Raw genomic sequence first — 20122 nt, forward strand, 5'->3', positions numbered from 1 at the left:
TGAAGTGATCATTGTTGGAGCCGGAATGGTTGGTTCGGCCGTCGCCTACGGGCTGGCGCGGGCCGGTCGCCGCGTGCTCGTGCTGGACGGCGGCGATGGGGACTTCAGGGCTGCCCGGGCCAATTTCGGTTTGGTCTGGGTTCAGGGCAAGGGCGCGGACATGCCGGCTTATCAGGTTCTGACGCGCGACAGCTCGGACCTCTGGCCCCAGTTCGCCGGAGAACTGGCGGAGGTTGCCGGCGTGCCGGTCGACTACGAGCGCAAGGGCGGTTTGGCCTTTTGTCTCGGCGACAGGGATTTCGAGGCGCGCGGGCTGGCGCTGCATCGACTGCACAATCAACTCAGCGCGGCGGAACAGGATTGCGAAATGCTCGACCGGGTCGCGCTTGAGAAACGGCTGCCGCGGGTTGAATTCGGCAACAATGTCAGCGGCGCCAGCTACTGCTGGCGGGATGGCCAGGTGAATCCGCTGCGGTTGCTGCAGGCAATGCATGCCGGGATCGAACGGCTTGGTGGCCGTGTACTGGCGGCTTGCGAGGTTTCGCAGATCGAGCGCGGGGAACAGGGGTTCCGGGTTGCCACGGCCAATCAGGTCTTTGGCGCCGACAAGGTTGTCATTGCCGCGGGCGTTGCCACCAAGGGCCTCGCGCTGCAGGTCGGCCTCGACGTGCCGCTGCGGCCGCAGCGCGGGCAGGTTCTGGTGACAGAGCGCATGGCGCCGTTTCTGCCGCTGCCTGCAAGCGGGCTGCGCCAAACCGCCGAAGGGACGGTGATGATCGGTGCGACGAAGGAAGAGGTCGGCCTTGATGCCGGCACGACCATGAGCTCGGCCGCCTACCTGGCTGATAAGGCGCTGCAGGTCGTTCCCAGGCTGGCCGGCGCCCGTCTGGTGCGCCAGTGGTCGGGTCTGCGGGTCATGACCCCCGACAGTTTTCCTGTCTATGCGCAATCGCAGAGTCATCCCGGCGCTTTCGCCTTGCTCTGTCATTCCGGCGTCACGCTCGCTGCCTGCCACGCGGAGCGCCTGGCCGAGGCCATCGACAGAGGCGTTTTACCGGCAAACCTTGAACCCTTTCACCACCAGCGCTTTTCCCGTGATGTTCGTCAGGCCATTTGATTCCCAGCAGAAGGCGGTCCCGGTTGTCATCGACGGGGAGACCGTCATGGCGGCCGAAGGTGAAATGCTCGCCTCCGTGCTGCTGCGCACGGTGCCTTTCTATACCAGGACCACACCGGTCAGTGAGAGCCGGCGCGCGCCTTATTGCCTGATGGGTGTGTGTTTTGACTGCCTGGCTGTCGTCGATGGAGTCGCTTCGGTGCAGACCTGTCTGGTTCCCGTGCGTGCCGGGATGCGGGTGGAGCGCCAGCACGGCCGGCGCGAGGTGCCGCTGTGAGCCCTGGCCCCGATGTGATCATCCTCGGTGCCGGCCCCGCGGGCATGGCCGCGGCGACCCGGCTTCGTGACTGCGGGGTCGCTGTCACGCTGATCGACGAGCAACCGGCACTTGGCGGACAAATCTGGCGGGGCATAGAAACCAGCCACAACGGCCCTCTGGAAAATGCGCTTGGCAAGGACTACCGGGCCGGTGCCGGCCCTGCGGCGGTGTTGCGGGCCAGCGGCGCCGAATTGCGTCTTGCGGCGCAGGTCTGGCAGATCGAAGAGGGTTGGCGCGTCTTTGTGAAGACCGGCGATGCCGTCGGAATGGTAACTGCGCCGATTCTGCTGCTGGCCAGCGGGGCGCAGGAGCGTCCCAACCCTTTTCCCGGTTGGACGCTGCCGGGCGTGGTCAGCGTCGGCGGTGCGCAGATCATGCTGAAGACCTCCGGCCAAGTCCCTGAGAATCCGGTCTGGGTGGCCGGTTCAGGCCCACTGCCTTTGCTCTACATGACGCAGCTCCTGGCGCTGGGTGGCCGCCTGGCCGGGTATCTCGACACCGCGCCGCGCGAGAATTTCTCAAAGGCTTTACCGCATTTTCCCGCTGCGCTTACCGGCTGGCGTGATTTGTACAAGGGCGCCCGATGGCTGTGGCAGTTGCGCCGTACCGGCATCCCGGTCATCAGCGATGTGGCCGAGATCGAAGCCAAGGGCAACGACCGGCTAGAGACGATCGCGTACCGCCGCCGTGGCGGCGAGTGGATTTCGATGCCCGCTGAAGTCCTCTTGGCGCATGAAGGCGTGGTGCCCGGCGTTCACTTCACCCTGGCGCTGGGTTGCGAACACGATTGGCGCGACGATCAGCTTTGCTTTGCGCCGCGGCTTGACGATTGGGGTGAAACCAGCCGCGAAGGCCTCTTTGTTGCCGGCGATGGCGCGGGTATCGGTGGGGCGGAGGCGGCCCGCCTTCGCGGTGAAATCACCGCTATCGGGATTGCCCGCCGTCTTGGCAAGTCGTCAGAAAGCGAAGCAGCGCGCCTCGCCAAATCGCCGCGCCGCGAACTGGCCCGCGCCCTTGCAACGCGCCCCTTCCTCGATGCGCTCTACCGGCCCCGGCCTGAGATCTTCGTGCCGGCGGCGGAGACGGTCGTCTGCCGCTGCGAGGAGGTAACCGCCAAACAGATCCTTGATGCGGCAAGGCTGGGCGGCAGCGGTCCCAACCAGGTGAAGGCCTTCACCAGAGCCGGCATGGGACCCTGTCAGGGGCGTCAATGCGGATACACGGTTTCGCACCTGCTGGCACGCCAGCAGGACAAGAGCGTTGGTGACGTCGGTTTCTTCCATATCCGCCCGCCGTTAAAGCCGGTGTCGCTCGGCGACCTGGCAGCCCTGCATGTCGAGGAGTCGGCGCTATGATTGCCTCGGTTTACGATGCCGTGGTCATCGGCGGCGGCCTGCATGGGCTTTCGGCGGCGCTGCACCTCGCTCGTGGTGGCGCGCGTGTGACCCTGCTGGAGCGCTCCTGGCTGGGCCGCCATGCCTCGGGCGCTTCGGCGGCCGGTGTGCGCACCCTTGGCCGCGACTTCGCCGAGGTGCCGCTTGCGCTGGAAGCCATGACCATGTGGCACGAGATTTCGGCCCTGGTCGGGGACGACTGCGGGTTTCACGCCCACGGTCAAGTCAGGGTCGCCGAGAACCGGGCGGAGCTGCAGGTGCTGGAGCAACGTCACAGCGCGCTGCGAAGCCTTGGTTACGATCACGAGGAGATCGTCGATGCCCGGGAACTGAAGCGCCTGCTGCCCCATGTCGCGCCCCATTGTATCGGTGCTGCCGTGGCGCGGGACAACGGTGCCGCCGATCCCCACCGCACGCTGCGGGCTTTTCGTCGCGCCGCGGAAGCCGCTGGCGTCACGCTGCGCGAGAACTGCGGGGTCGAAGCGATCGAACGGGCGGGAGAATGCTGGCGCCTGCGCACCGCCTGCGGGGTGTTTGAGGCGCCGAACCTGGTAAATGCTGCCGGCGCCTGGGCGGGAGAGGTGGCGGCCCTGGTCGGTGATCGCATCCCGCTGGGCACCAAGGCCTCTATGATGATCGTGACCGAACGTATGAACCCCTTGGTCAAACCGGTGGTCAGTTCTGTTGGCCGCCCGCTTTCTCTCAAGCAGACAGACCAGGGAACGCTGTTGATCGGCGGTGGTGTTCAGGGGCGCTTTGACCTTAAGAAAGAGGAGGCCACGGTTGATTTCGCAGCTCTGTCGAAGGCCGCGCGGACGGTGAGTGAGCTCTTCCCGGTCGTTCGCGACGTGCGGATTGTACGCGCCTGGGCCGGGCTGGAGGCCAAGACGGTCGATCTCTTGCCGGTTATCGGCCTCTCGCCGAATGCGCCGGGCGTCGCCCATGCCTTTGGATTTTCCGGTCATGGTTTCCAGCTCGTGCCGGTGGTCGGTGCGGCGATTGCCGAGTTGGTGCTGCACGGTGGCACCAATCGTCCGATTGCCGCCTTTGACGCGCGCCGCCTGATGGCCAAGGAGGCCGCGGCATGATCCGCCACGTCATCAAGCGCTTGCTGCTTGCCGTGCCGACCCTGCTCGCCATGCTGACCGTGATCTTCGTGCTGGTGCGCTTGGTGCCCGGCGATCCGGCCATTGCCATGCTCGGCGACCAGGCGACCGAGGCCTCGCTGCAGGCGATGCGCAGCCAGCTCGGTCTCAACGAGCCGATCCACGTGCAGTATGTCGACTTTCTCGCCAGGGCGCTGAGCGGCGACTTCGGCCGCTCCATGACCAGCGGCCGCACGGTCCTTGAGGAGGTGCTGCAGGTGTTGCCCTACACCCTGGAGCTGACGGCGGCGGCTCTTTTCATCGGGGCGCTCCTGGGTCTGCCGCTGGGTACCTGGGCGGCGCTTCGGCGCAATGCCTGGCCGGACTACGCAAGCCGGATTATCTCACTGACCGGCCTTTCTCTGCCGGGCTTCGTTTCCGCCATTCTGCTGCTGCTGGTCTTTGCCGTTCACCTTCGCTGGCTGCCGGTCATGAGCGCTGCTGCCAGCGACCCTGTCGATCATCTGCGCAATCTGGCGCTTCCTGCCTTAAACCTGGGTATCATCATGGCTGCCTACATAACCCGCGTCACCCGCTCGTCGATGCTGAACGTGCTGGGCGAGGACTACATTCGCACGGCGCGCGCCAAGGGCGTCAGCCAAACCCGGCTGGTCCTGCGTCATGCACTCAGGAACGCGCTGGTCCCTGTAGTCACCGTGGTAGGGCTTTATTTCGGCACGTTGATCGGCAATTCCGTGCTGACGGAAATCGTCTTCACCCGGCCCGGCCTCGGCAAACTCATCCTCGGCGCCCTGACATCGCGCGACTACACCCTGCTGCAGGGCTTGATGGTTGTTTTCGCCGCCTTCATCATCACCGTCAACACCCTGACGGATCTGGCTTATGGCCTGATCGATCCCCGTGTGACCTACGACTGATGGCTGATACCACCACCCTTTCCGCGCCGCGACGCTCCAACGCGATCCTTGCGACCCTGCGGCAGAATAAATTGTCATGGGTCGGTCTTGCGCTGCTCGCCGCCATCGTCTTCATGGCCGTTTTCGCACCGCTCTTGGCACCTCACGATCCGCTGCAACAAAATATCATCCATCGCCTCGAGCCGCCTTCGGCCGAGTTTCTCCTGGGCACCGACTCTTTCGGGCGGGACGTGTTGTCGCGGCTTATCTACGGCGCGCGTATTTCGCTGATGGTCGGTTTCGTTGCCGTCGCCATCGCCATGTTCGTGGGTTCGACCATCGGCATTCTGGCGGGTTACATCGGCGGGCTGTTCGACCAGATCGTCATGGGCATCGTCGACGTCATGTTGGCTTTTCCGACGTTGCTTCTCGGCCTGATGATCGCCGCCATGCTGGGGGCTAATCTGGAGAACCTCATCATCGCCATTGCCTTTACCGAGATGGCGCCCTTCGCCCGTGTGGCACGAGCACCGACCATCGGCCTGAAAGAACGTGATTTCGTCGAGGCCGGGCGGGCCCTCGGCTTCGGTCCCCTGCGCATCATGGGGGTTCATATCCTGCCCAACATGGCCTCCGATGTGGTGGTCATGGGATCTCTCTGGATGGCCAGTGCGATCCGCATGGAGGCCTCGCTCAGTTTCATCGGCCTGGGGGTGCAGCCGCCGACGCCGACCTGGGGCGGTATGATCCGCGAGGGCTTCGAGAACATCCTGACTGCTTGGTGGTTGGCGATTTTCCCCAGCCTGGCCATTCTTGTCACGGTGCTTGCGCTCAATATTCTCGGCGATGCGCTGCGCGATGCCATTGACCCGAAGCTGCGCTCGGAGAACGCGGCATGACCGATCCGGTGCTTGACGTGCGGGGGCTGCAAAGCGAATTCCGGATTGCCGGGCGCTGGTATCCTGCGGTGCGCGACTTCACGCTGGCGGTAGAGGCCAACGAGACCGTCGCCCTTGTCGGCGAGTCAGGGAGCGGTAAGAGCGCCACGGCGCTTTCGATTCTGCGCCTGTTGCCGGCGGTTGGCGCACGGATCGCCAAGGGCTCCGTGATGTTTGCCGGGCAGGATCTGGCGCGTCTGTCGGAGGCGGAGATGATCCGCCTGCGCGGCGAGGCCATTGCCATGATCTTTCAGGAGCCGATGACCTCTCTCAATCCGACCATGACCGTTGGGGCGCAGATTGCCGAGGTCATCGAGATCCATCGGGGCAGTACGCGTCGTTCCGCCATGGCAGAGGCGCTGCGCCTTTTGGAGGAGGTGCGCATACCGGCTGCGCGCCAACGTTTGAACGACTACCCGCATCAGTTTTCCGGCGGCATGCGCCAACGGGTGATGATCGCCATGGCCTTGGCTTGCCGGCCCAAGCTGTTGCTGGCCGACGAGCCGACCACGGCGCTCGATGTGACGATCCAGGGGCAAGTCCTGGCGCTGTTGAACGAACTGAAGCAGAGCTATGGCATGTCGATCCTTTTCATCACCCACAATCTCGGGGTGGTCGCGCAGATGGCGGACCGTGTGGCGGTTATGTATGCGGGGGAGATCGTCGAGTTTGCCAGTGTGAACAAGATCTTCGAGCAGCCGTCCCATCCCTATACCGAAGTGCTCTTGAAGGCGATGCCGCGGGTCGACCGGGACAGTGCCGGGCTGGAGCCGATCACCGGCCAGGTGCCGGGCATCACGGCGCTGCCCGTGGGCTGCGCCTTTGCGCCGCGCTGCCCGTTGCGGCAACCGGACTGCGATCGCCACCCGGCCCTGGCGCCCTTGGCCGCGGAGGCCGATCACGTAGTACGTTGTGTTGTCCGCGCCGGGCAGGAGGCAGCCGTATGAGCGATGAATCTGCAGGGGGGCTTGCGGTCCGCCATCTCACCAAGCACTTCCGGCTTGGCGGCCTTTTGAGCGGGAAGCGGCAGGTAATCCAGGCCGTGACGGATGTTTCTCTCGATGTCCCGCCGGGGGAAAGTGTCGGCCTGGTCGGTGAATCCGGTTGCGGAAAATCGACCGTGTCACGGGCCATTCTGCGCCTTACGGAACCGGACGCGGGTGAGGTGGTCTTCGACGGTGTTGATATCCGCCAGGCGTCGCGTGCAGCCTTGCGCAAGTTACGGCAGCGCCTGCAGTTCATTTTTCAAGACCCCTATTCCTCGCTGAACCAAAGGCGCAGCATCCGCAAAACGCTGGAGGAACCGCTGAGGGTCCACCGCCTCGGCACCCGGGCCGAGATTCGCGAGAAGGCCGAGGCGGCGATCGCCGAAGTCGGCCTTCCGCTGGAGGCCTTGGACCGCTATCCGCATGAATTCTCCGGTGGTCAGCGCCAACGCATCGGGATCGCCAGGGCGCTGGTGCTCAATCCTGAACTGGTTGTCGCCGATGAGCCGGTCTCGGCCCTCGACGTTTCTGTACAGGCGCAGATCCTGACCCTCCTGGACAAGCTGAAGGCGCAGCGCGGCCTCTCCTTTCTTTTCGTCTCTCATGACCTTGGTGTGGTTCGCCATTTCTGCGGCTCGGTCTGCGTCATGTATCTCGGCCGTATCGTCGAGACCGGGCCGACGAAGGAGGTGCTGGATGCGCCGGCACATCCCTACACGCAGCTGCTGCGTGAATCTTCACCGGTGCCGGATCCCACCCGGCGTTTGACCCTTATCAAGAACGAGGGCGAGATTCCTTCGCCTGCAGACCCTCCGAGGGGCTGTGCTTTCCATACCCGCTGTCCGCACCGGATGCCGGTTTGCGGCGAGCGGTTGCCGGAACTCAAGGCCCAGGCGCCGGGGCGCAAAGTCGCCTGCCACCTCTTCGATTGAAGGTCAGGGCAGGTGTACATTACCCAGGTTCTCGCGGACTACGTACAGAGCCAGACCAGGGAGGCTTTGTCACCGGAGGCGCGGGAAGGGGCGTTGCGCTGCATCCTCGATCTGATGGCGGCGGCGGTTGCCGGGTTTCCGGTGCAGAGTACCGCCCGGGCGCGACAGGTGGCCCCTATGCTTTTCGGCGAGGGGACAGCCGCGATCTGGTTGTCCGATCTCAAGACGACGCTGCCGGGGGCGGTGTTTTGCAATGCCGCCGCCGCCTCTGCACTCGATCTCGATGATGGACATCGGCTGGCGCGGGGGCATCCCGGCGCCGCCGTGATTCCGGCTGCCTTTGCGGTGGCAGCGGAGACCGATGCGACGGCGGATCAACTGCTGGGCGCCATCGCTGTGGGCTATCAGGTCGCTGTCGGGGTTGCCGCGGCGCGCGGCTCCTATGCGCGTTCCGGCATGTGGTGCGGCTTCGGGGCGGTTGCCGCCGCCGGGTATCTGCGGCATACGCCACCGGAGCAGCTCTCCCATGCGCTGGCGATCGCTGGGATGACGGCCCCCAACCTCCTGAGCGTTGGCGATGGGTCGTCTTTTCCGGCGCCGCTGGGCAACGATGTGAAGGAGGGCATCGCCTGGGCGACGGCCAATGCCGTTACGGCGCTCTGCCTGGCCGAGGCCGGCCTGACCGGTCCCTTGGATATGCTCGACCATGCCCCTCACTATGCGCGCCAAAAGATAGCGGACAGCTTGGCAGGATCGCCGGCAATATGCTCGACCTACTTCAAGCCGTTCTGCTGTTGCCGGCATGTCCACGCGCCCGTCGATGCTCTTGAAGCCTTGATCCTGGGGAACGCGCTGTCGCCGCGGGAAATCGTGGCGGTCGAGGTGTACACCTACGGGGGCGCCTTGCGGCTTTCGAATCGCCCCGAGCCGGAAAACCTGATCGATGTGCAGTACAGCATACCCTACTGCCTGGGCTTAGCGGCCCTGGTTGGGAGTGACGCCTTCTTACCGTTGGAGGAAGCAGTGCTGAATCGACTTGAGGTGACAGCCTTTGCCAGGAAAGTGAGCCTTCACCTGGACCCGGAGATCGACAACCGCTTCCCGGCCGAAAGTCTCGCCCGCGTGGTCGTGAAAACGGCGACAGCCAGTTTCGAATCGCCGCTGACGGCGCCGCGCGGCGAAGCGTCGAATCCACTGTCCTGGCAAGATCTCCAAGGCAAGTTTCGGCATGCATCGCGGCGGATGATGACTTCGAGGCAGCAACAGGACCTGCTCGACGCTGTCGGACGATTGCGAGAAGGAGATCTCGTTACCTTGAGGAAGATTCTCCAACGGCCCCTTGGGTGCTGAGACCGGCTGGATCGGAACATAGCAAGTGGCAGATATCCGGTCGATCATGGTCAATTTGAGAGGGAATCGGTGCCGTTGAGTTTTTTGTTCTGGCTGCGGTCCTAGGTTGCTTGCCGGGGATGAGACGCAATGGCCATCCCGACAGGCCTAAATAACTGGATTCGCTGATTTCTTAAGCACTCAAAAATCATCAGATTGATGTTGCAAGAGAATGTCGTTTTCTATGGTTGTGGGCCCCTGATCACATCCATATTCTTGTTCGGTAAAGGTGGTTGCGTGCCCCTGAATCCAACCTAAACCAACGTCATCCAACGGTCGACAGCGACCGATTCGTCGACTCAATGGCCTATAGCTGACCTCTTCCGCTTCGGTCTTGAGTTCCGCCTTTGACAGTAAGGGATCATCGTCGATCCAGCCTGTTTCCTTTATCGGTGGATTGACCCGGATCAACGACGGTGCTGCCGGCGGGCTTCATAGAAGCGGAGTACGGATCGGGGGGCGGGAATACAATGAGAATGACGAGAAGATCGATCCAACTGCTGGCCTGGGGCGGCGGCCTATTATTGCTGTTCGCGACGCCGGCCCTGGCGTTGGAGGTGCAGCCGGTCGCTGAAGGCGTCTATGCGCTGGTCGGTGAGAAGGAGCAGCGTTCTTCAGAAAATCTCGCCAACAACGCGACCTTTGGCGTGGTGGTGACCGACGAGGGCGTGGTGCTGGTCGACCCGGGCGGCAGCCGGCGCGGCGCTGAGGAGATCGACCGGGTCATTCTGGGCCTGACGGATCAGCCGGTGAAGGTCGTCATCAACACCGGGGGACAGGATCACCGCTGGCTCGGCAACGGCTATTGGCGGGCGAAGGGTGCCAGGGTCATCGCTTCCGCGGCCGCGGTGGCCGATCAGCGCGAGCGGGCCTCGATGCAGATGACAGTCCTGCGCGAGCTGCTCGGAGCTGCTCTGGAGGGTACCGAGCAAGCCTTTGCCGATGAGGTGTTCGAGGACACCTATGCCTTCACCCTCGGCGGTGAGCGCTTCGAACTGAAGCACGCCGGCCCCGCGCACACCCCGGGCGACAGCTATGTCTGGCTGCCCGGGCGGCGGGTCGTCTTCACTGGCGACATCGTCTATGTGGAGCGCCTGCTCGGGGTCGGCCCGCAGTCCAGTTCCCGGCTCTGGCTGCAGGCTTTCGAGGCGGTGGCCGCCCTCGATCCCTTGCATGTCGTGCCCGGCCACGGCCACCTGGCCACCCTGGGGCAGGCCCGGGCGGAGACCTACGACTACCTCGTCAACCTGCGGGACCGGATGCGGGCCTACATCGATGCCGGCGGCGACATGATCGGCTCAGTCGAGGTTGACCAGTCGGCCTTCGCCCACCTGGAGCAGTTCGACGCCCTGGCGGGCCGCAATGCCCAGCAGGTGTTCTCGGAGATGGAATGGGAGTGAGCCGCCAGGGCGCCGCCGGCGAAGGCTGCTTCACTGATTCTGGCCCCAAAGCCAGCGGGCCGATGACCGGCCGGCCTCGGCCGCAATGAGCATGCCGGCAGCGGCAAGGATGACCGAAGCCAAGGGTCTTCCGTCGCAGGCAAGGGCGAGTCCCTGGCCCAGCAGCCAGGGGCCGTGGAAGAACCCGTAGAAGGGCGCGATCCAGAACAGGGCGGCCACGATTAGATAGGGGGCGGCTTCTCTCATCCGTGGCGCCCGGTTGGCTGTCGCTGTGAGCCAGGAGGTGGCGAAGGCGCCGAGAAGGGCTATGGAGATCTTCCAGGGCACCAGAGGGCTGCAGACAAAGGCCTGGATCTGCGGCAGGAAGGCGGCGGCAAGGCTGAGCCCTGCGGCCGAGGCGGCGACCTCGACGGCCGGCCTTACCCAGGAGGCTCGTCGAAACAGGCTGTGCTCCCATGGCAATCGGCGCCCCAGTGAGAGGCCGCTGCCCACCAGAAGCAGGGTGGCGACCATTGCGAGCAACAGGGGCCAGCGCCATTCCAGCGCGCCGGCGATGCCGACCCCGAGCAGCGCCGCGAGGAAGATCCCCGCGCCGAGAAATCCTTCCTTCAGACCGGCTTTCCAATGCCCTTGCGCCAAGATTTCCGCCCTGCTATTCGTAATTCGACGAATAACGAATAGCAGGAGCGCCGAATGGCTGTCAAACCCGCGCGAAAGCTGCCGGCAGGGTCCTCCGGTGAGACGGACTCCCTCGACGCCGAGGGTATTGCAATGCTGGCCAAGGCCCTGGCGCACCCCGCCCGGGTCAAGGTCGTGGATACGCTGCTGCGCCGCCGCAGCTGCATCGGCTGCGACATTGTCGAGGAGATCGGCCTGGCCGCCTCTACCACCTCGGAGCACCTGCGTATCCTGAAGGAAGCCGGCCTGATCGTCGGCGAGATCGCCCGGCCGCGGGTCTGCTATTCCCTAAATCCCGAGGCCGTCGCACCGCTGCGTGCGTTCCTGCAGCTTGTCGAGGCCGCGCCTGCACCGGCCTTTTCGGAGTAGATTTGCATGTCCGCCTTTGAACGTTATCTCTCCCTGTGGGTTGCCCTCTGCATTGTCGCGGGCATCATCCTGGGAAATCTCCTCCCCGGCGTCTTCGAGGTCGTCTCGAGTTGGGAGTACGCCTCGGTCAACCTCGTCGTCGCGGTCCTGATCTGGGCCATGGTCTACCCCATGATGGTGGCGGTCGACTTCGGGAGTCTCAAGAACGTCCACCGGCGCCCCAAGGGGCTCGTCATCACGGTGGTGGTGAACTGGCTCATCAAGCCCTTCACCATGGCGGCGCTCGGCGTGCTCTTTTTCGAGCACATCTTCGCCGGCCTGATCGACCCGGCTGACGCCGGCCAATACATCGCCGGCCTGATTCTGCTGGGCGCGGCGCCCTGCACGGCGATGGTCTTTGTCTGGTCGCAGCTGACCCGGGGAGACGCTAACTACACCCTGGTCCAGGTGTCGCTGAACGACATCATCATGGTCTTCGCCTTCGCGCCGATCGTCGCCCTTCTTCTTGGCGTCACCGACCTGCAGGTCCCGTGGCAGACGCTGCTGCTCTCGGTCGTTCTCTACGTGGTCATTCCGCTGACTGCGGGGGCCATAACGCGGACCGCCCTGGTCCGGCATGCCAACGGCGCCGGCGGGGAGGCGGCGGTCAGCCGCTTCACGGCCGGGGTGAAGCCATTCTCGATCCTGGGTCTCTTGGCCACCGTGGTGCTGCTGTTCGGCTTCCAGGGGCAAGTAATCCTGGAGCGGCCGCTGCTGATCGCGCTGATCGCCGTGCCGCTGCTGATCCAGTCCTATGGAATTTTCGTTATTGCCTACGCCGCGGCCTGGGCCTGGCGCGTGCCGCACAATGTCGCGGCGCCCTGCGCACTGATCGGCACCTCGAACTTCTTCGAGTTGGCGGTCGCCGTGGCGATCGGCCTCTTCGGCCTCAACTCCGGCGCGGCGCTGGTGACGGTGGTGGGCGTTCTCGTCGAGGTGCCCGTGATGTTGTCCCTGGTCGCCTTGGCCAACCGCACAACGAGATATTTCCCCGTTCAGCACGAGGCCTCGTCGGGATCAGCGCCCATCGCTCTGCACGCTCAGGAGAAGCGTCGATAAACATCCTTTTCCTCTGTGTCGCCAATTCCGCACGCAGCCAGATGGCCGAGGGGCTGGCGCGCCACCTGCTCGGCGGGCAGGCAAGGGTGAGCAGCGCCGGCTCGGCGCCCTCCCAGGTCAACCCCTACGTGGTCGAGGCCATGGCCGAGATCGGCGTCGACATCTCGGGCCAGCATTCGAAGTCGGTCGATGACATCGATCCGGGGAGTGTCGATCTCGTCGTCACGCTCTGCGCCGAGGAGGTCTGCCCGGTGCTGCCGGGCCGGGTCCGGCGCCTGCACTGGCCGATCTCCGATCCCGCCTCGAAAGACAGCTCGATTGCGCCAGAGGAAATGCGCCGGCGCTTCCGCACCGCGCGCGACCAGATCAAGGGGCGGATCGAGATCCTGAAAAGCCTGCTCGACGTGCCGCAGGGGCCGCCGTCGAACGAATTCCACGGCAGCGTCCGCGTCGCCGATCTGCCGGCCAGCGTGCGCTTCTATGCCTGGCTGCTCGGCACCTGGCCGAAAGAGTGGACGCATCGCTACGCCACCTTCATCCGCCCGGATCTCAATCTGAACTTCGTCCTGCTGGTGTCGGACGGTAAAGAACTGCATTACGACACGCTCTACCATCTCGGCATCGGCATGGCGGACCGCGATGCGGTGATCGACGCCTATCACAGCGCCATCGCTTTCGGCGCCCAGGTGGAGAAGCCGCCACGGACGACCTGGAAGGGCACGCCGCTGCATGAGCTGTGGCTGAACGACCCGGACGGCACGCTGATCGAGATCTACGCGCGCCTGACCGAGGCCGAACTGGCCGTTAAGCCGGTGGACGAGATGCCGGTGTTCCTGGTCCCCGGCACGGAGCCGGCGGCGGCCTGAAGGTGGCGTTGCTTTCGGCTGTCGGGCTCGAACGATTGTAGGGAAGGGAAACAGATGATCGTCGTCTATCACAACCCGGATTGCGGGACCTTCCGCAACACACTTCAGATCATCCGGGCGGCTGGCTATGATCCCGTGGTTATCGAGTACCTCAAGGAAGGCTGGACGAGGGTGCAACTGCTCGGACTCTTCGCCGCGGCGGATCTGACTCCGCGCTCGGCCCTGCGCACGACCAAGTCGCCGGCGGAGGAACTCGGCCTGCTCGATCCCGCCGTCGATGACGAAACACTGCTGGCTGCCATGATCTAGTACCCGGTGCTGGTCAACCGCCCCATCGTCTGCTCCCCGAAAGGCGTGCGTCTCTGCCGGCCCAGCGAGGCGGTGCTGGATCTGCTCGAGCAGCTTCCGCCGGGCCCTTTTGCCAAGGAAGACGGTGAGCTCATCGTCGACGCGGAGGGGCGGCGCGTTGCCTGATCCGATCGAAACTCTCCCGAACCTCGACGACGCCAGCTTCCGCCAGGTCGAAAGGGGGCGTCTCCTACCCTCGGCGTCGAACACGAACTGGCCGCGAATTCTGCTGCTCCACGGCTCGCTCCGGAATCGCTCCTTCAGCCGGCTGGTGACCGAAGAAGCAGCGCGAATCCTTCGTCGCTTCGGTGCCGAGACCCGCACCTTCAACCTCTCCGGTCTGCCGCTGCCCGACGATGCAGCCTGGCTTGGGTTGGTCCCCCGACAGTATTCCAGCGGCGGCAAGGAACGGATCGGGCGAATATCGAAACGTGGAGACGACTATCTGGGAAAGCTCCTGGTTCATGGCGCGCGAACAGTTCTGCTGTGGTCCAGGCGTAAAAAGGAGGGACGGTCGCGATGGCAGGAAGCCCTGCGCGCGCGCCGGCCCACAAATGTCGTTCTGGTGGCTATGGCCAACAAGACGGCCCGTGTTGTGTGGGCAATGCTCAGCCGAGGCGAAACATTCCGGGCCGAGGCTCGCGCGGCCGCATAACGGACAGTGGAACGAACTCTATTGCGAGGGTGACGATGACTTGATGGCGAAACAGGGTGACCGGGACCGGCCAAACCCGAGGCATTGTCCGAGCTTTGAGCTCGCTAACGTGATGGGGCGTCGATCCTCGGATTCCATCAGGGCCCGCGGCAAAGACTATGCTGCACTGAAAGGCCGGATTAGATGACTGCAAACCCAGCCCGCTTCTAATCATCAAAACCACTTGCAATCAGGGGGGCGTCCATAAATGTCAATGCCAGCGTCAGGAATGTGGACGTTGGTTCAACAACCGAGTGGAAAACTCGCATCAGCCATTTCGAAGACGAGAGGGAGGGATGGCAAAATTTAGGGACATCAAGACCCTGCAGAAGTTCGCTTCCGTTCACGCCTTGATCCATAACCATTTCAACCTGGAACGTCACCTCAACCGCCGCGACATCTTCAAGCAGAACCGCTCAGCCGCCCTGGCCGAATGGCGTCAATTGGCAGCCTAATGGCACCGATGCCTCCCACTTTAGAGACCGGTGCGCATTAGCCTGACACCACCAACGTTACTTTCCAGATCTAGCGATCCAATCAACAGTCGGCCGCGACTCTGAACGAGTCGATGGTGGCCCTGACGCCTTCGGCCAGCGGCGTTCTCGGCAGGCTTCCCAGCAGCGCCTCGATGGCACCAGTTTCGAAACTACCTTCCGGCCCGGGACGAAAACGGTCCGCTACGGTGATGCGGGCCTTCGGCACGGTGGCCCGAATGGCGGCGACCACATTTTCGACACTCTCCAACGTGGCGGAGAGGTCGCTGGTCCGTGCGCCTTCGATTTTGCGGCTGGCGCAGCCCAGGAAAATATCGGCTACGTCGCTTGCGTACTGGAAGCAGAATCGCCCACTGAAAGGAATTTCGTACGGCTCGCCCCTGGCAGCGGCACGCATCGCCTGGGTGAGCGCGGAGGTCTCGCCCTGGTCGCGCCCGAGGCCATAGACGATGTAGGGGCGCAGGCCGATCGACGGCACGCCGTGGTCCTGCCAGTACAGACGGGAGATCTCCTCGCCGGTTTTCTTGTAGACGCCGTAGAGGTTGGCCGGCGCGGCGGCCGGGCCGCGCGGCTTGGCCGCGGCGGAGCTGCCATAGACCAACGGCAGCCCGCCCTGCTCGCGTGCCGCCTCCAGCAGGTTGAGGTGGCCGAGGATATTGACCAGGGCGCCGAGCCGCGGATTGCGCGCGCAGTCCGGAATCTGCAGGGCGGCGAGGTGGATGATGGCGCGCGGACGATGCTGCGCGACGGCCCGGGAGACTGCTTCGGCATCGGTGACGTCGAGCGCCCGCCAGGTGATGAGATCGCTCTCGGATAGGGCGGGGGCGATCTGCGTGAAGCGCCGACGGTCGTCGGTCAGGTCGCAGGCGACCATCGGCTGGCCGGCTTCCACGGCGCGGCGCAGGGTCCAGGCGCCGATGAATCCGGAGGCGCCGGTCAGCAGCAGCGGGCGTCCCCTATTGTCATCCCGGAGGCTCATGTCCTGCGGTCCTGGGCATCGTTGTGCGTTTTCGCCGCCCGCAGCAGCCAGCGGACCAACGGCCACAGCAGGATGGCAGCGGTCACCACGAAGAGCGCCAGGGTGATCGGTCGTTCGAAGAAGGCCCAGAAGCTGCCCCGCGTCAGCATCAGCGACTGTCGCAGCGCGTTCTCGATCATCGGCGATAGCACCATGCCGATCACCATCGGGGCGATGGGAAAACCGGTGCGCCGCATGACGAAGCCGACGATCCCGGCAGCGAAGGCGATCACCAGGTCCAGAGAATTGCCGCGCACACCGTAGGCGCCGAGCAAGGCGATCACCACGACCGCCGTCATCAGCAGCGATTCCGGCACGCGCAACACCCGGGTGAAGGCCTGGGCGCCGACCGCCCCGATCGCGAACATGGCGACGTTGGCGGCGATGAGAATGAAAAAGATCGCGTAGACGACATCGAGATGCTCGATGAAGAGGCGCGGGCCCGGCGTGATGCCCTGGACGATCAGTGTACCCAGCATCACCGCGGTCACCGGATCGCCGGGAATGCCCAGCGCCAGGGTCGGCACCAGGGCGCTGCCGGTGACGGCGTTGTTGGCGCTCTCCGCTGCGATGATGCCGTCGGGCTCGCCCTTGCCAATGCGCGCGCGGTTGGGCGAGGAGCGCTTGGCCTCGGAATAGCTGATGAAGGCGCTGGTCGCCGCGCCCGTGCCCGGCAGCGCACCGATGAAGGAGCCGATGAGGCAGGATTTCAGCAGCAGGACCAGGCGCCCGCGCCAGGCTGATCGGGGCGGCATCTTGAAGCCGACCTTGAAGTCGACCTTGACGGTGGGGGTATAGCGCTCGGCGATACGAACGAACATCTCAGACAGGGCGAAGAGGCCGACGATGGCGGGGATCAGCGAGATGCCGGCGGAGAGCGCGAAGCTATCGAAGGTAAAGCGCATGTCGCCGATCACCGGGTCGACGCCGACGGTGGCGACGAACATGCCCATCGCGCCCGACAGCAGACCCCTCAGCATCGAGCCCTGAGACACCTGGGCAATGCAGATCAGCGCGAAGACGCCGAGGGCGAAGTATTCGACCGAAGTGAAGTTCAGCGAGAAGGCGGCGAGCTGCGGTGCCGCCAGCATCAGCACCAGGACGGAGAAGAGGCCGCCGATCAGCGAGGCGGTGGTGGCCCAGCCCAGCGCCAGGTCGGCCTCGCCGCGCGCGGCCATGGGATAGCCGTCCAGCGCGGTCGCCGCCGCCTGGGGCGTGCCCGGCGTGTTGATGATGATGGCGGTGATCGACCCGCCATAGACCGAGCCGCAGTAGATCCCCAGCAGCACCGCGACGGCGGGCATCTGGCCCATGGTCAGCGTGAAGGGCAGCACCATGGTGATGCCGACCACCGAGCCGAGGCCGGGCAGCACGCCGACGGCGACACCCAAAGCGGTGCCCAGCACGACCGCCAGCATGGTCTGCCAGGTAAGAATCTGTTCCAACCCAAGAAGCGCGACGTCCATCGGCAGAGAACCTTCAGAAATAAATGAACCAGGGAGACTTCGGCAGCACGATGCGGAAGATCATTTCGAAGACGTACCAGGTGGCGGTCGCGTAGACCGCGGCGAAGGTCGCCGTGACTACCCAGCGCCGATAGCCGAACACCACGGGCAGGACGAAGCTGAAAGCGATTGAGGCCAGCAGGTAGCCGATGACGTAGATCAGATAGAGATAGAGTCCGGTCGCCACGGCAGCGAGCAGCACCGAGAGAAGGGCGCGCCAGGCGAGGGCGGCGGTTTCCGTCTCCGGGACGCGCGGGCGGGTTACCGACTGGGCGAGTACCGCGGCGCTCAGCATCAGCATGATGACCAGGAGGATGCGGGGAAAGAACACCGGCCCGCGGCCCGCGGAGGCGAAAGCGGTGTCGTAGGCCGGATCGAAGGTATGCCAGAGCATGAACGTCGATGCGGCGAGCGTGACGCAGGCGACAAGGCTGGTGCCGTTCACCGGCAGGCGGGGGGTCTTGCTGGCCATTTCGTTCGATCACGCAAAGAGTGAGGGGAGCGGCTGTTGTGCCGGCCGCTCCCCGTTTACTCAGGTGGGCCGGGTCAGTTCGACAGACCGGCTTTCGCCAGCAGCTTGGCGTTGCGTGCGAACTCCGCCTGCACGAAGGTCTCGAAGTCGCTGCCCTTCATGAAAGTGACGGGCATGCGGAGATCCGCCATACGATCACCGAAAGCTTTTGAGTTCATACCCTTTTCGCAGGCCGACTCCAAGGTGTCTCGCGCCTCGGCGGGAATTCCCTTGGGGGCGACCAGGCCGCCCCAGATGGGGAAGTTCAACGGCACGCCCTGCTGCTTGGCGGTCGGCAGGTCCGGTGCCGTCGATACCGGTTCGTCCGACAGCATGGCGATCGACTTCACCTGGTCGGCGTTCTGGGTGAGGAAGGAGATGTGGGCGACGAACATGTCGACGCTGCCGTCCAGCATGGCCTTGAAGGTCGGCGCGCTACCCTTGAAGGGGATGAACGCAATATCGATCCCGGTCGCATCGACCAGGCCGAGTCCGGCGACGTGCGGGATGGAGCCGATCGCCTGGACGCCGAAGTTCAGCTTGCCGGGATTGGCCTTCGCATAGTCGACCATGTCGGCCAGGCTGTTGAAGGGCGAGTCCTTGCGCACCACGATCGACGACGGCGCGGAGTAGGCGAGGCAGATGTAGTCGAAGGATTCCGGTGAGTACGGCAGCTTGCGCAGGTGCGGCTGCGTGGTCATCGGGCCGACCGGCATCATGCCAATGGTGTAGCCGACGGTGCGGGCCGCAGCGACCTCGGCGGTGCCGATGGTGCCGCCGGCGCCGGCGGTGTTCTTCACCAGCAACTCGCTGCCCAGTGCCTCGGCCATCGGTCCGGCCAGCGTCCGCGCGGTGATGTCGGTGCCGCCGCCGGCGCTGAAGGGAACCACCATCGTCACTGGCCGGTCAGGAAAGGCGTTGGCCGGCTGGACCAAGCCAAGCACGGCGAGGCCGCTGACGGCTGCGGCGACGAAAATTCTGAAATTCATGCATTCCTCCCATTGTGTTTTTTTCTTTGGCCGGGACAGATTCGGTGTTGCCCGGTGCTTTTTATTGGCATTCGCGAGGGTCGGGTCCGCCCGGCCGTCCGGCATGCTATGGCCAGACCATCGCATTTCTGAAAGCGAATTTCAATTTCTATAATGTCAGATATTGAAACTCAATTCCAAAAATGAGACGATCCGCTTAACGAAAGCAAAAGCACCCGGAGGAAACGAACCATGGCGGGCAAGCGCCTCAGCGTGGCTGAAATCGAACAATACCGCGAGGAAGGGCTGGTCATTCCGGACTACCGGGTGCCGGAATCTGTGCTCGGCCGGATGCGCCAGGCGGTCGACGATCTGATCGAGCGGCATCCCCACGTGCCGCCCGAGCAGCTCTCCGGCCCGCACAATCCCTGGGGGCAGTCGGCGCAGATCCTCGGCACAGAGGCGTTCCTCGAGTTCTGCCAGTTTCCCGAACTGCTCGACATGGTGGAGGATCTTATCGGTCCCGATATCATCCTTTGGGGCAGCATGCTGTTCGCCAAGCCCGGTGGCGCCGGCAAGGCGGTGCCGTGGCACCAAGACGGCCAGTACTGGCCGATCACGCCGCTGAAGACCGTGACCCTGCGCATCGCTATCGACGGGTCGACGCCGGAGAATGGCTGTATGCGCTACGTGCCCAGCTCTCATAAGGAGCGCGCCCTGCTGGAACACGCGGTGCAGTTGCGCGACGACTACGCAATCAAGCAGGAGATCGTCGACCTGGACGAGAGTCGCGCAGCGGACTGCATCCTGGAACCCGGCCAAGTCTCGCTGCACGACGTCTACGTGATCCACGGCTCCAACCCGAACACCTCCGGCAAGCGGCGCGCCGACTACGCGATCCGCTACATGCCGGCCGATGCGCTCTACGACCGCCGCTCCGATCATCCGGCCACGGCCTACGCGGCCGAGATGTCGCCGACGATGAACTACGCCAAGCGTCCGTTGTGGCTGGTGCGCGGCCAGGACCGTGCCGGCAACGACTTCTATATCGGCAAGGGCGCCTAGCCGATCTTTCGAACAGACAGTCTTATCCCTC

At 64.5% G+C, this 20122-nt stretch carries 23 protein-coding genes; 18 read left to right on the top strand and 5 right to left on the bottom strand.

What is annotated here, in order from left to right:
* The first annotated feature begins 4 nt into the window (after nt 1–4).
* The 10 genes from HBA54_RS22715 to HBA54_RS22760 all read left to right on the top strand — a co-directional run bounded on the left by HBA54_RS22715 (nt 5) and on the right by HBA54_RS22760 (nt 10477).
* Nucleotides 5–1117, top strand: a complete 1113-nt coding sequence (locus HBA54_RS22715; protein ID WP_322096096.1) for an NAD(P)/FAD-dependent oxidoreductase — start codon at nt 5–7, stop codon at nt 1115–1117.
* Nucleotides 1098–1394: a (2Fe-2S)-binding protein gene (locus tag HBA54_RS22720; RefSeq protein WP_167229021.1), complete on the top strand. Its 297-nt coding sequence runs from the start codon at nt 1098–1100 to the stop codon at nt 1392–1394. Before HBA54_RS22715 ends, HBA54_RS22720 begins: the two co-directional genes overlap by 20 nt.
* Nucleotides 1391–2791, top strand: coding sequence for an FAD-dependent oxidoreductase (locus HBA54_RS22725; RefSeq protein ID WP_167229023.1), 1401 nt, complete (start codon nt 1391–1393; stop codon nt 2789–2791). The genes HBA54_RS22720 and HBA54_RS22725 overlap by 4 nt, the downstream gene beginning before the upstream one ends.
* Nucleotides 2788–3918 carry an NAD(P)/FAD-dependent oxidoreductase gene (locus tag HBA54_RS22730; protein WP_167229025.1) on the top strand — a complete coding sequence of 377 codons (1131 nt, stop codon included), beginning with the start codon at nt 2788–2790 and terminating at the stop codon, nt 3916–3918. The genes HBA54_RS22725 and HBA54_RS22730 overlap by 4 nt, the downstream gene beginning before the upstream one ends.
* Nucleotides 3915–4853, top strand: a complete 939-nt coding sequence (locus HBA54_RS22735) for an ABC transporter permease (protein ID WP_167229027.1) — start codon at nt 3915–3917, stop codon at nt 4851–4853. The genes HBA54_RS22730 and HBA54_RS22735 overlap by 4 nt, the downstream gene beginning before the upstream one ends.
* Nucleotides 4853–5731, top strand: a complete 879-nt coding sequence (locus HBA54_RS22740; protein ID WP_167229029.1) for an ABC transporter permease — start codon at nt 4853–4855, stop codon at nt 5729–5731. The genes HBA54_RS22735 and HBA54_RS22740 overlap by 1 nt, the downstream gene beginning before the upstream one ends.
* Complete coding sequence (locus HBA54_RS22745; RefSeq protein WP_167229031.1) at nt 5728–6717, top strand: ABC transporter ATP-binding protein; 990 nt, start codon at nt 5728–5730, stop codon at nt 6715–6717. Before HBA54_RS22740 ends, HBA54_RS22745 begins: the two co-directional genes overlap by 4 nt.
* Nucleotides 6714–7688: an ABC transporter ATP-binding protein gene (locus HBA54_RS22750; RefSeq protein WP_167229033.1), complete on the top strand. Its 975-nt coding sequence runs from the start codon at nt 6714–6716 to the stop codon at nt 7686–7688. The genes HBA54_RS22745 and HBA54_RS22750 overlap by 4 nt, the downstream gene beginning before the upstream one ends.
* A gap of 12 nt (nt 7689–7700) precedes the next feature.
* Nucleotides 7701–9038, top strand: a complete 1338-nt coding sequence (locus HBA54_RS29755) for an MmgE/PrpD family protein (RefSeq protein WP_167229035.1) — start codon at nt 7701–7703, stop codon at nt 9036–9038.
* 515 nt (nt 9039–9553) lie between these two features.
* A complete protein-coding gene (locus HBA54_RS22760) occupies nt 9554–10477 on the top strand; it encodes an MBL fold metallo-hydrolase (RefSeq protein ID WP_167229037.1) in 924 nt (307 codons plus the stop codon).
* 30 nt (nt 10478–10507) lie between these two features.
* Here the strand turns inward: HBA54_RS22760 and HBA54_RS22765 are convergent, their stop codons facing one another.
* Entirely contained in the window at nt 10508–11116 is a 609-nt protein-coding gene (locus HBA54_RS22765) for a hypothetical protein (RefSeq protein WP_167229039.1), read from the bottom strand.
* A 54-nt stretch (nt 11117–11170) separates the two neighbouring features.
* On the opposite strand from HBA54_RS22765, the gene HBA54_RS22770 reads away from it, so the two are divergent.
* The 7 genes from HBA54_RS22770 to HBA54_RS22795 all read left to right on the top strand — a co-directional run bounded on the left by HBA54_RS22770 (nt 11171) and on the right by HBA54_RS22795 (nt 14985).
* Nucleotides 11171–11524 (top strand): ArsR/SmtB family transcription factor, encoded by a 354-nt coding sequence (locus HBA54_RS22770; RefSeq protein WP_167229041.1) that lies wholly within the window; start codon nt 11171–11173, stop codon nt 11522–11524.
* Between the two features lie 6 nt (nt 11525–11530).
* The gene (gene arsB / locus HBA54_RS22775; protein WP_167229043.1) at nt 11531–12622 is read left to right on the top strand and encodes an ACR3 family arsenite efflux transporter; all 1092 of its coding nucleotides are present in this window, start codon (nt 11531–11533) and stop codon (nt 12620–12622) included.
* A 2-nt stretch (nt 12623–12624) separates the two neighbouring features.
* Complete coding sequence (locus HBA54_RS29760) at nt 12625–13488, top strand: VOC family protein (protein WP_322096097.1); 864 nt, start codon at nt 12625–12627, stop codon at nt 13486–13488.
* A 54-nt stretch (nt 13489–13542) separates the two neighbouring features.
* Nucleotides 13543–13797: a thioredoxin domain-containing protein gene (locus HBA54_RS30025; protein WP_437126243.1), complete on the top strand. Its 255-nt coding sequence runs from the start codon at nt 13543–13545 to the stop codon at nt 13795–13797.
* Between the two features lie 6 nt (nt 13798–13803).
* On the top strand, nt 13804–13962 hold the full coding sequence (locus HBA54_RS30030) for a thioredoxin domain-containing protein (RefSeq protein WP_437126244.1): 159 nt from the start codon (nt 13804–13806) through the stop codon (nt 13960–13962).
* The gene (locus tag HBA54_RS30035) at nt 13922–14491 is read left to right on the top strand and encodes an NADPH-dependent FMN reductase (RefSeq protein ID WP_437126245.1); all 570 of its coding nucleotides are present in this window, start codon (nt 13922–13924) and stop codon (nt 14489–14491) included. The genes HBA54_RS30030 and HBA54_RS30035 overlap by 41 nt, the downstream gene beginning before the upstream one ends.
* A 212-nt stretch (nt 14492–14703) precedes the next feature.
* Nucleotides 14704–14985 carry a DDE-type integrase/transposase/recombinase gene (locus tag HBA54_RS22795; protein WP_322096098.1) on the top strand — a complete coding sequence of 94 codons (282 nt, stop codon included), beginning with the start codon at nt 14704–14706 and terminating at the stop codon, nt 14983–14985.
* Between the two features lie 82 nt (nt 14986–15067).
* Here the strand turns inward: HBA54_RS22795 and HBA54_RS22800 are convergent, their stop codons facing one another.
* From HBA54_RS22800 to HBA54_RS22815, 4 genes are all read right to left on the bottom strand, one after another.
* Nucleotides 15068–16003, bottom strand: a complete 936-nt coding sequence (locus HBA54_RS22800; protein ID WP_167229048.1) for an NAD-dependent epimerase/dehydratase family protein — start codon at nt 16001–16003, stop codon at nt 15068–15070.
* Nucleotides 16000–17508: a tripartite tricarboxylate transporter permease gene (locus HBA54_RS22805; protein ID WP_167229050.1), complete on the bottom strand. Its 1509-nt coding sequence runs from the start codon at nt 17506–17508 to the stop codon at nt 16000–16002. Before HBA54_RS22805 ends, HBA54_RS22800 begins: the two co-directional genes overlap by 4 nt.
* A 13-nt stretch (nt 17509–17521) precedes the next feature.
* Nucleotides 17522–18019, bottom strand: a complete 498-nt coding sequence (locus HBA54_RS22810; protein WP_167229052.1) for a tripartite tricarboxylate transporter TctB family protein — start codon at nt 18017–18019, stop codon at nt 17522–17524.
* A gap of 74 nt (nt 18020–18093) precedes the next feature.
* On the bottom strand, nt 18094–19047 hold the full coding sequence (locus tag HBA54_RS22815; RefSeq protein ID WP_167229054.1) for a Bug family tripartite tricarboxylate transporter substrate binding protein: 954 nt from the start codon (nt 19045–19047) through the stop codon (nt 18094–18096).
* 252 nt (nt 19048–19299) lie between these two features.
* On the opposite strand from HBA54_RS22815, the gene HBA54_RS22820 reads away from it, so the two are divergent.
* Nucleotides 19300–20091: a phytanoyl-CoA dioxygenase family protein gene (locus HBA54_RS22820; protein ID WP_167229056.1), complete on the top strand. Its 792-nt coding sequence runs from the start codon at nt 19300–19302 to the stop codon at nt 20089–20091.
* Nucleotides 20092–20122: the final 31 nt, after the last annotated feature.

Origin of the sequence: Pelagibius litoralis (assembly GCF_011683915.1) — a bacterium.
In the GTDB taxonomy this organism is placed as follows: domain Bacteria; phylum Pseudomonadota; class Alphaproteobacteria; order Kiloniellales; family Kiloniellaceae; genus Pelagibius; species Pelagibius litoralis.

Coding starts and splice junctions, on each gene's coding strand:
- HBA54_RS22720 (WP_167229021.1), top strand. CDS start 1,098: ATGTTCGTCAGGCCATTTGATTCCCAGCAGAAGGCGGTCCCGGTTGTC.
- HBA54_RS22730 (WP_167229025.1), top strand. CDS start 2,788: ATGATTGCCTCGGTTTACGATGCCGTGGTCATCGGCGGCGGCCTGCAT.
- HBA54_RS22735 (WP_167229027.1), top strand. CDS start 3,915: ATGATCCGCCACGTCATCAAGCGCTTGCTGCTTGCCGTGCCGACCCTG.
- HBA54_RS22740 (WP_167229029.1), top strand. CDS start 4,853: ATGGCTGATACCACCACCCTTTCCGCGCCGCGACGCTCCAACGCGATC.
- HBA54_RS22745 (WP_167229031.1), top strand. CDS start 5,728: ATGACCGATCCGGTGCTTGACGTGCGGGGGCTGCAAAGCGAATTCCGG.
- HBA54_RS22750 (WP_167229033.1), top strand. CDS start 6,714: ATGAGCGATGAATCTGCAGGGGGGCTTGCGGTCCGCCATCTCACCAAG.
- HBA54_RS22760 (WP_167229037.1), top strand. CDS start 9,554: ATGACGAGAAGATCGATCCAACTGCTGGCCTGGGGCGGCGGCCTATTA.
- HBA54_RS22770 (WP_167229041.1), top strand. CDS start 11,171: ATGGCTGTCAAACCCGCGCGAAAGCTGCCGGCAGGGTCCTCCGGTGAG.
- arsB (WP_167229043.1), top strand. CDS start 11,531: ATGTCCGCCTTTGAACGTTATCTCTCCCTGTGGGTTGCCCTCTGCATT.
- HBA54_RS30025 (WP_437126243.1), top strand. CDS start 13,543: ATGATCGTCGTCTATCACAACCCGGATTGCGGGACCTTCCGCAACACA.
- HBA54_RS22800 (WP_167229048.1), bottom strand. CDS start 16,003: ATGAGCCTCCGGGATGACAATAGGGGACGCCCGCTGCTGCTGACCGGC.
- HBA54_RS22805 (WP_167229050.1), bottom strand. CDS start 17,508: ATGGACGTCGCGCTTCTTGGGTTGGAACAGATTCTTACCTGGCAGACC.
- HBA54_RS22810 (WP_167229052.1), bottom strand. CDS start 18,019: ATGGCCAGCAAGACCCCCCGCCTGCCGGTGAACGGCACCAGCCTTGTC.
- HBA54_RS22815 (WP_167229054.1), bottom strand. CDS start 19,047: ATGAATTTCAGAATTTTCGTCGCCGCAGCCGTCAGCGGCCTCGCCGTG.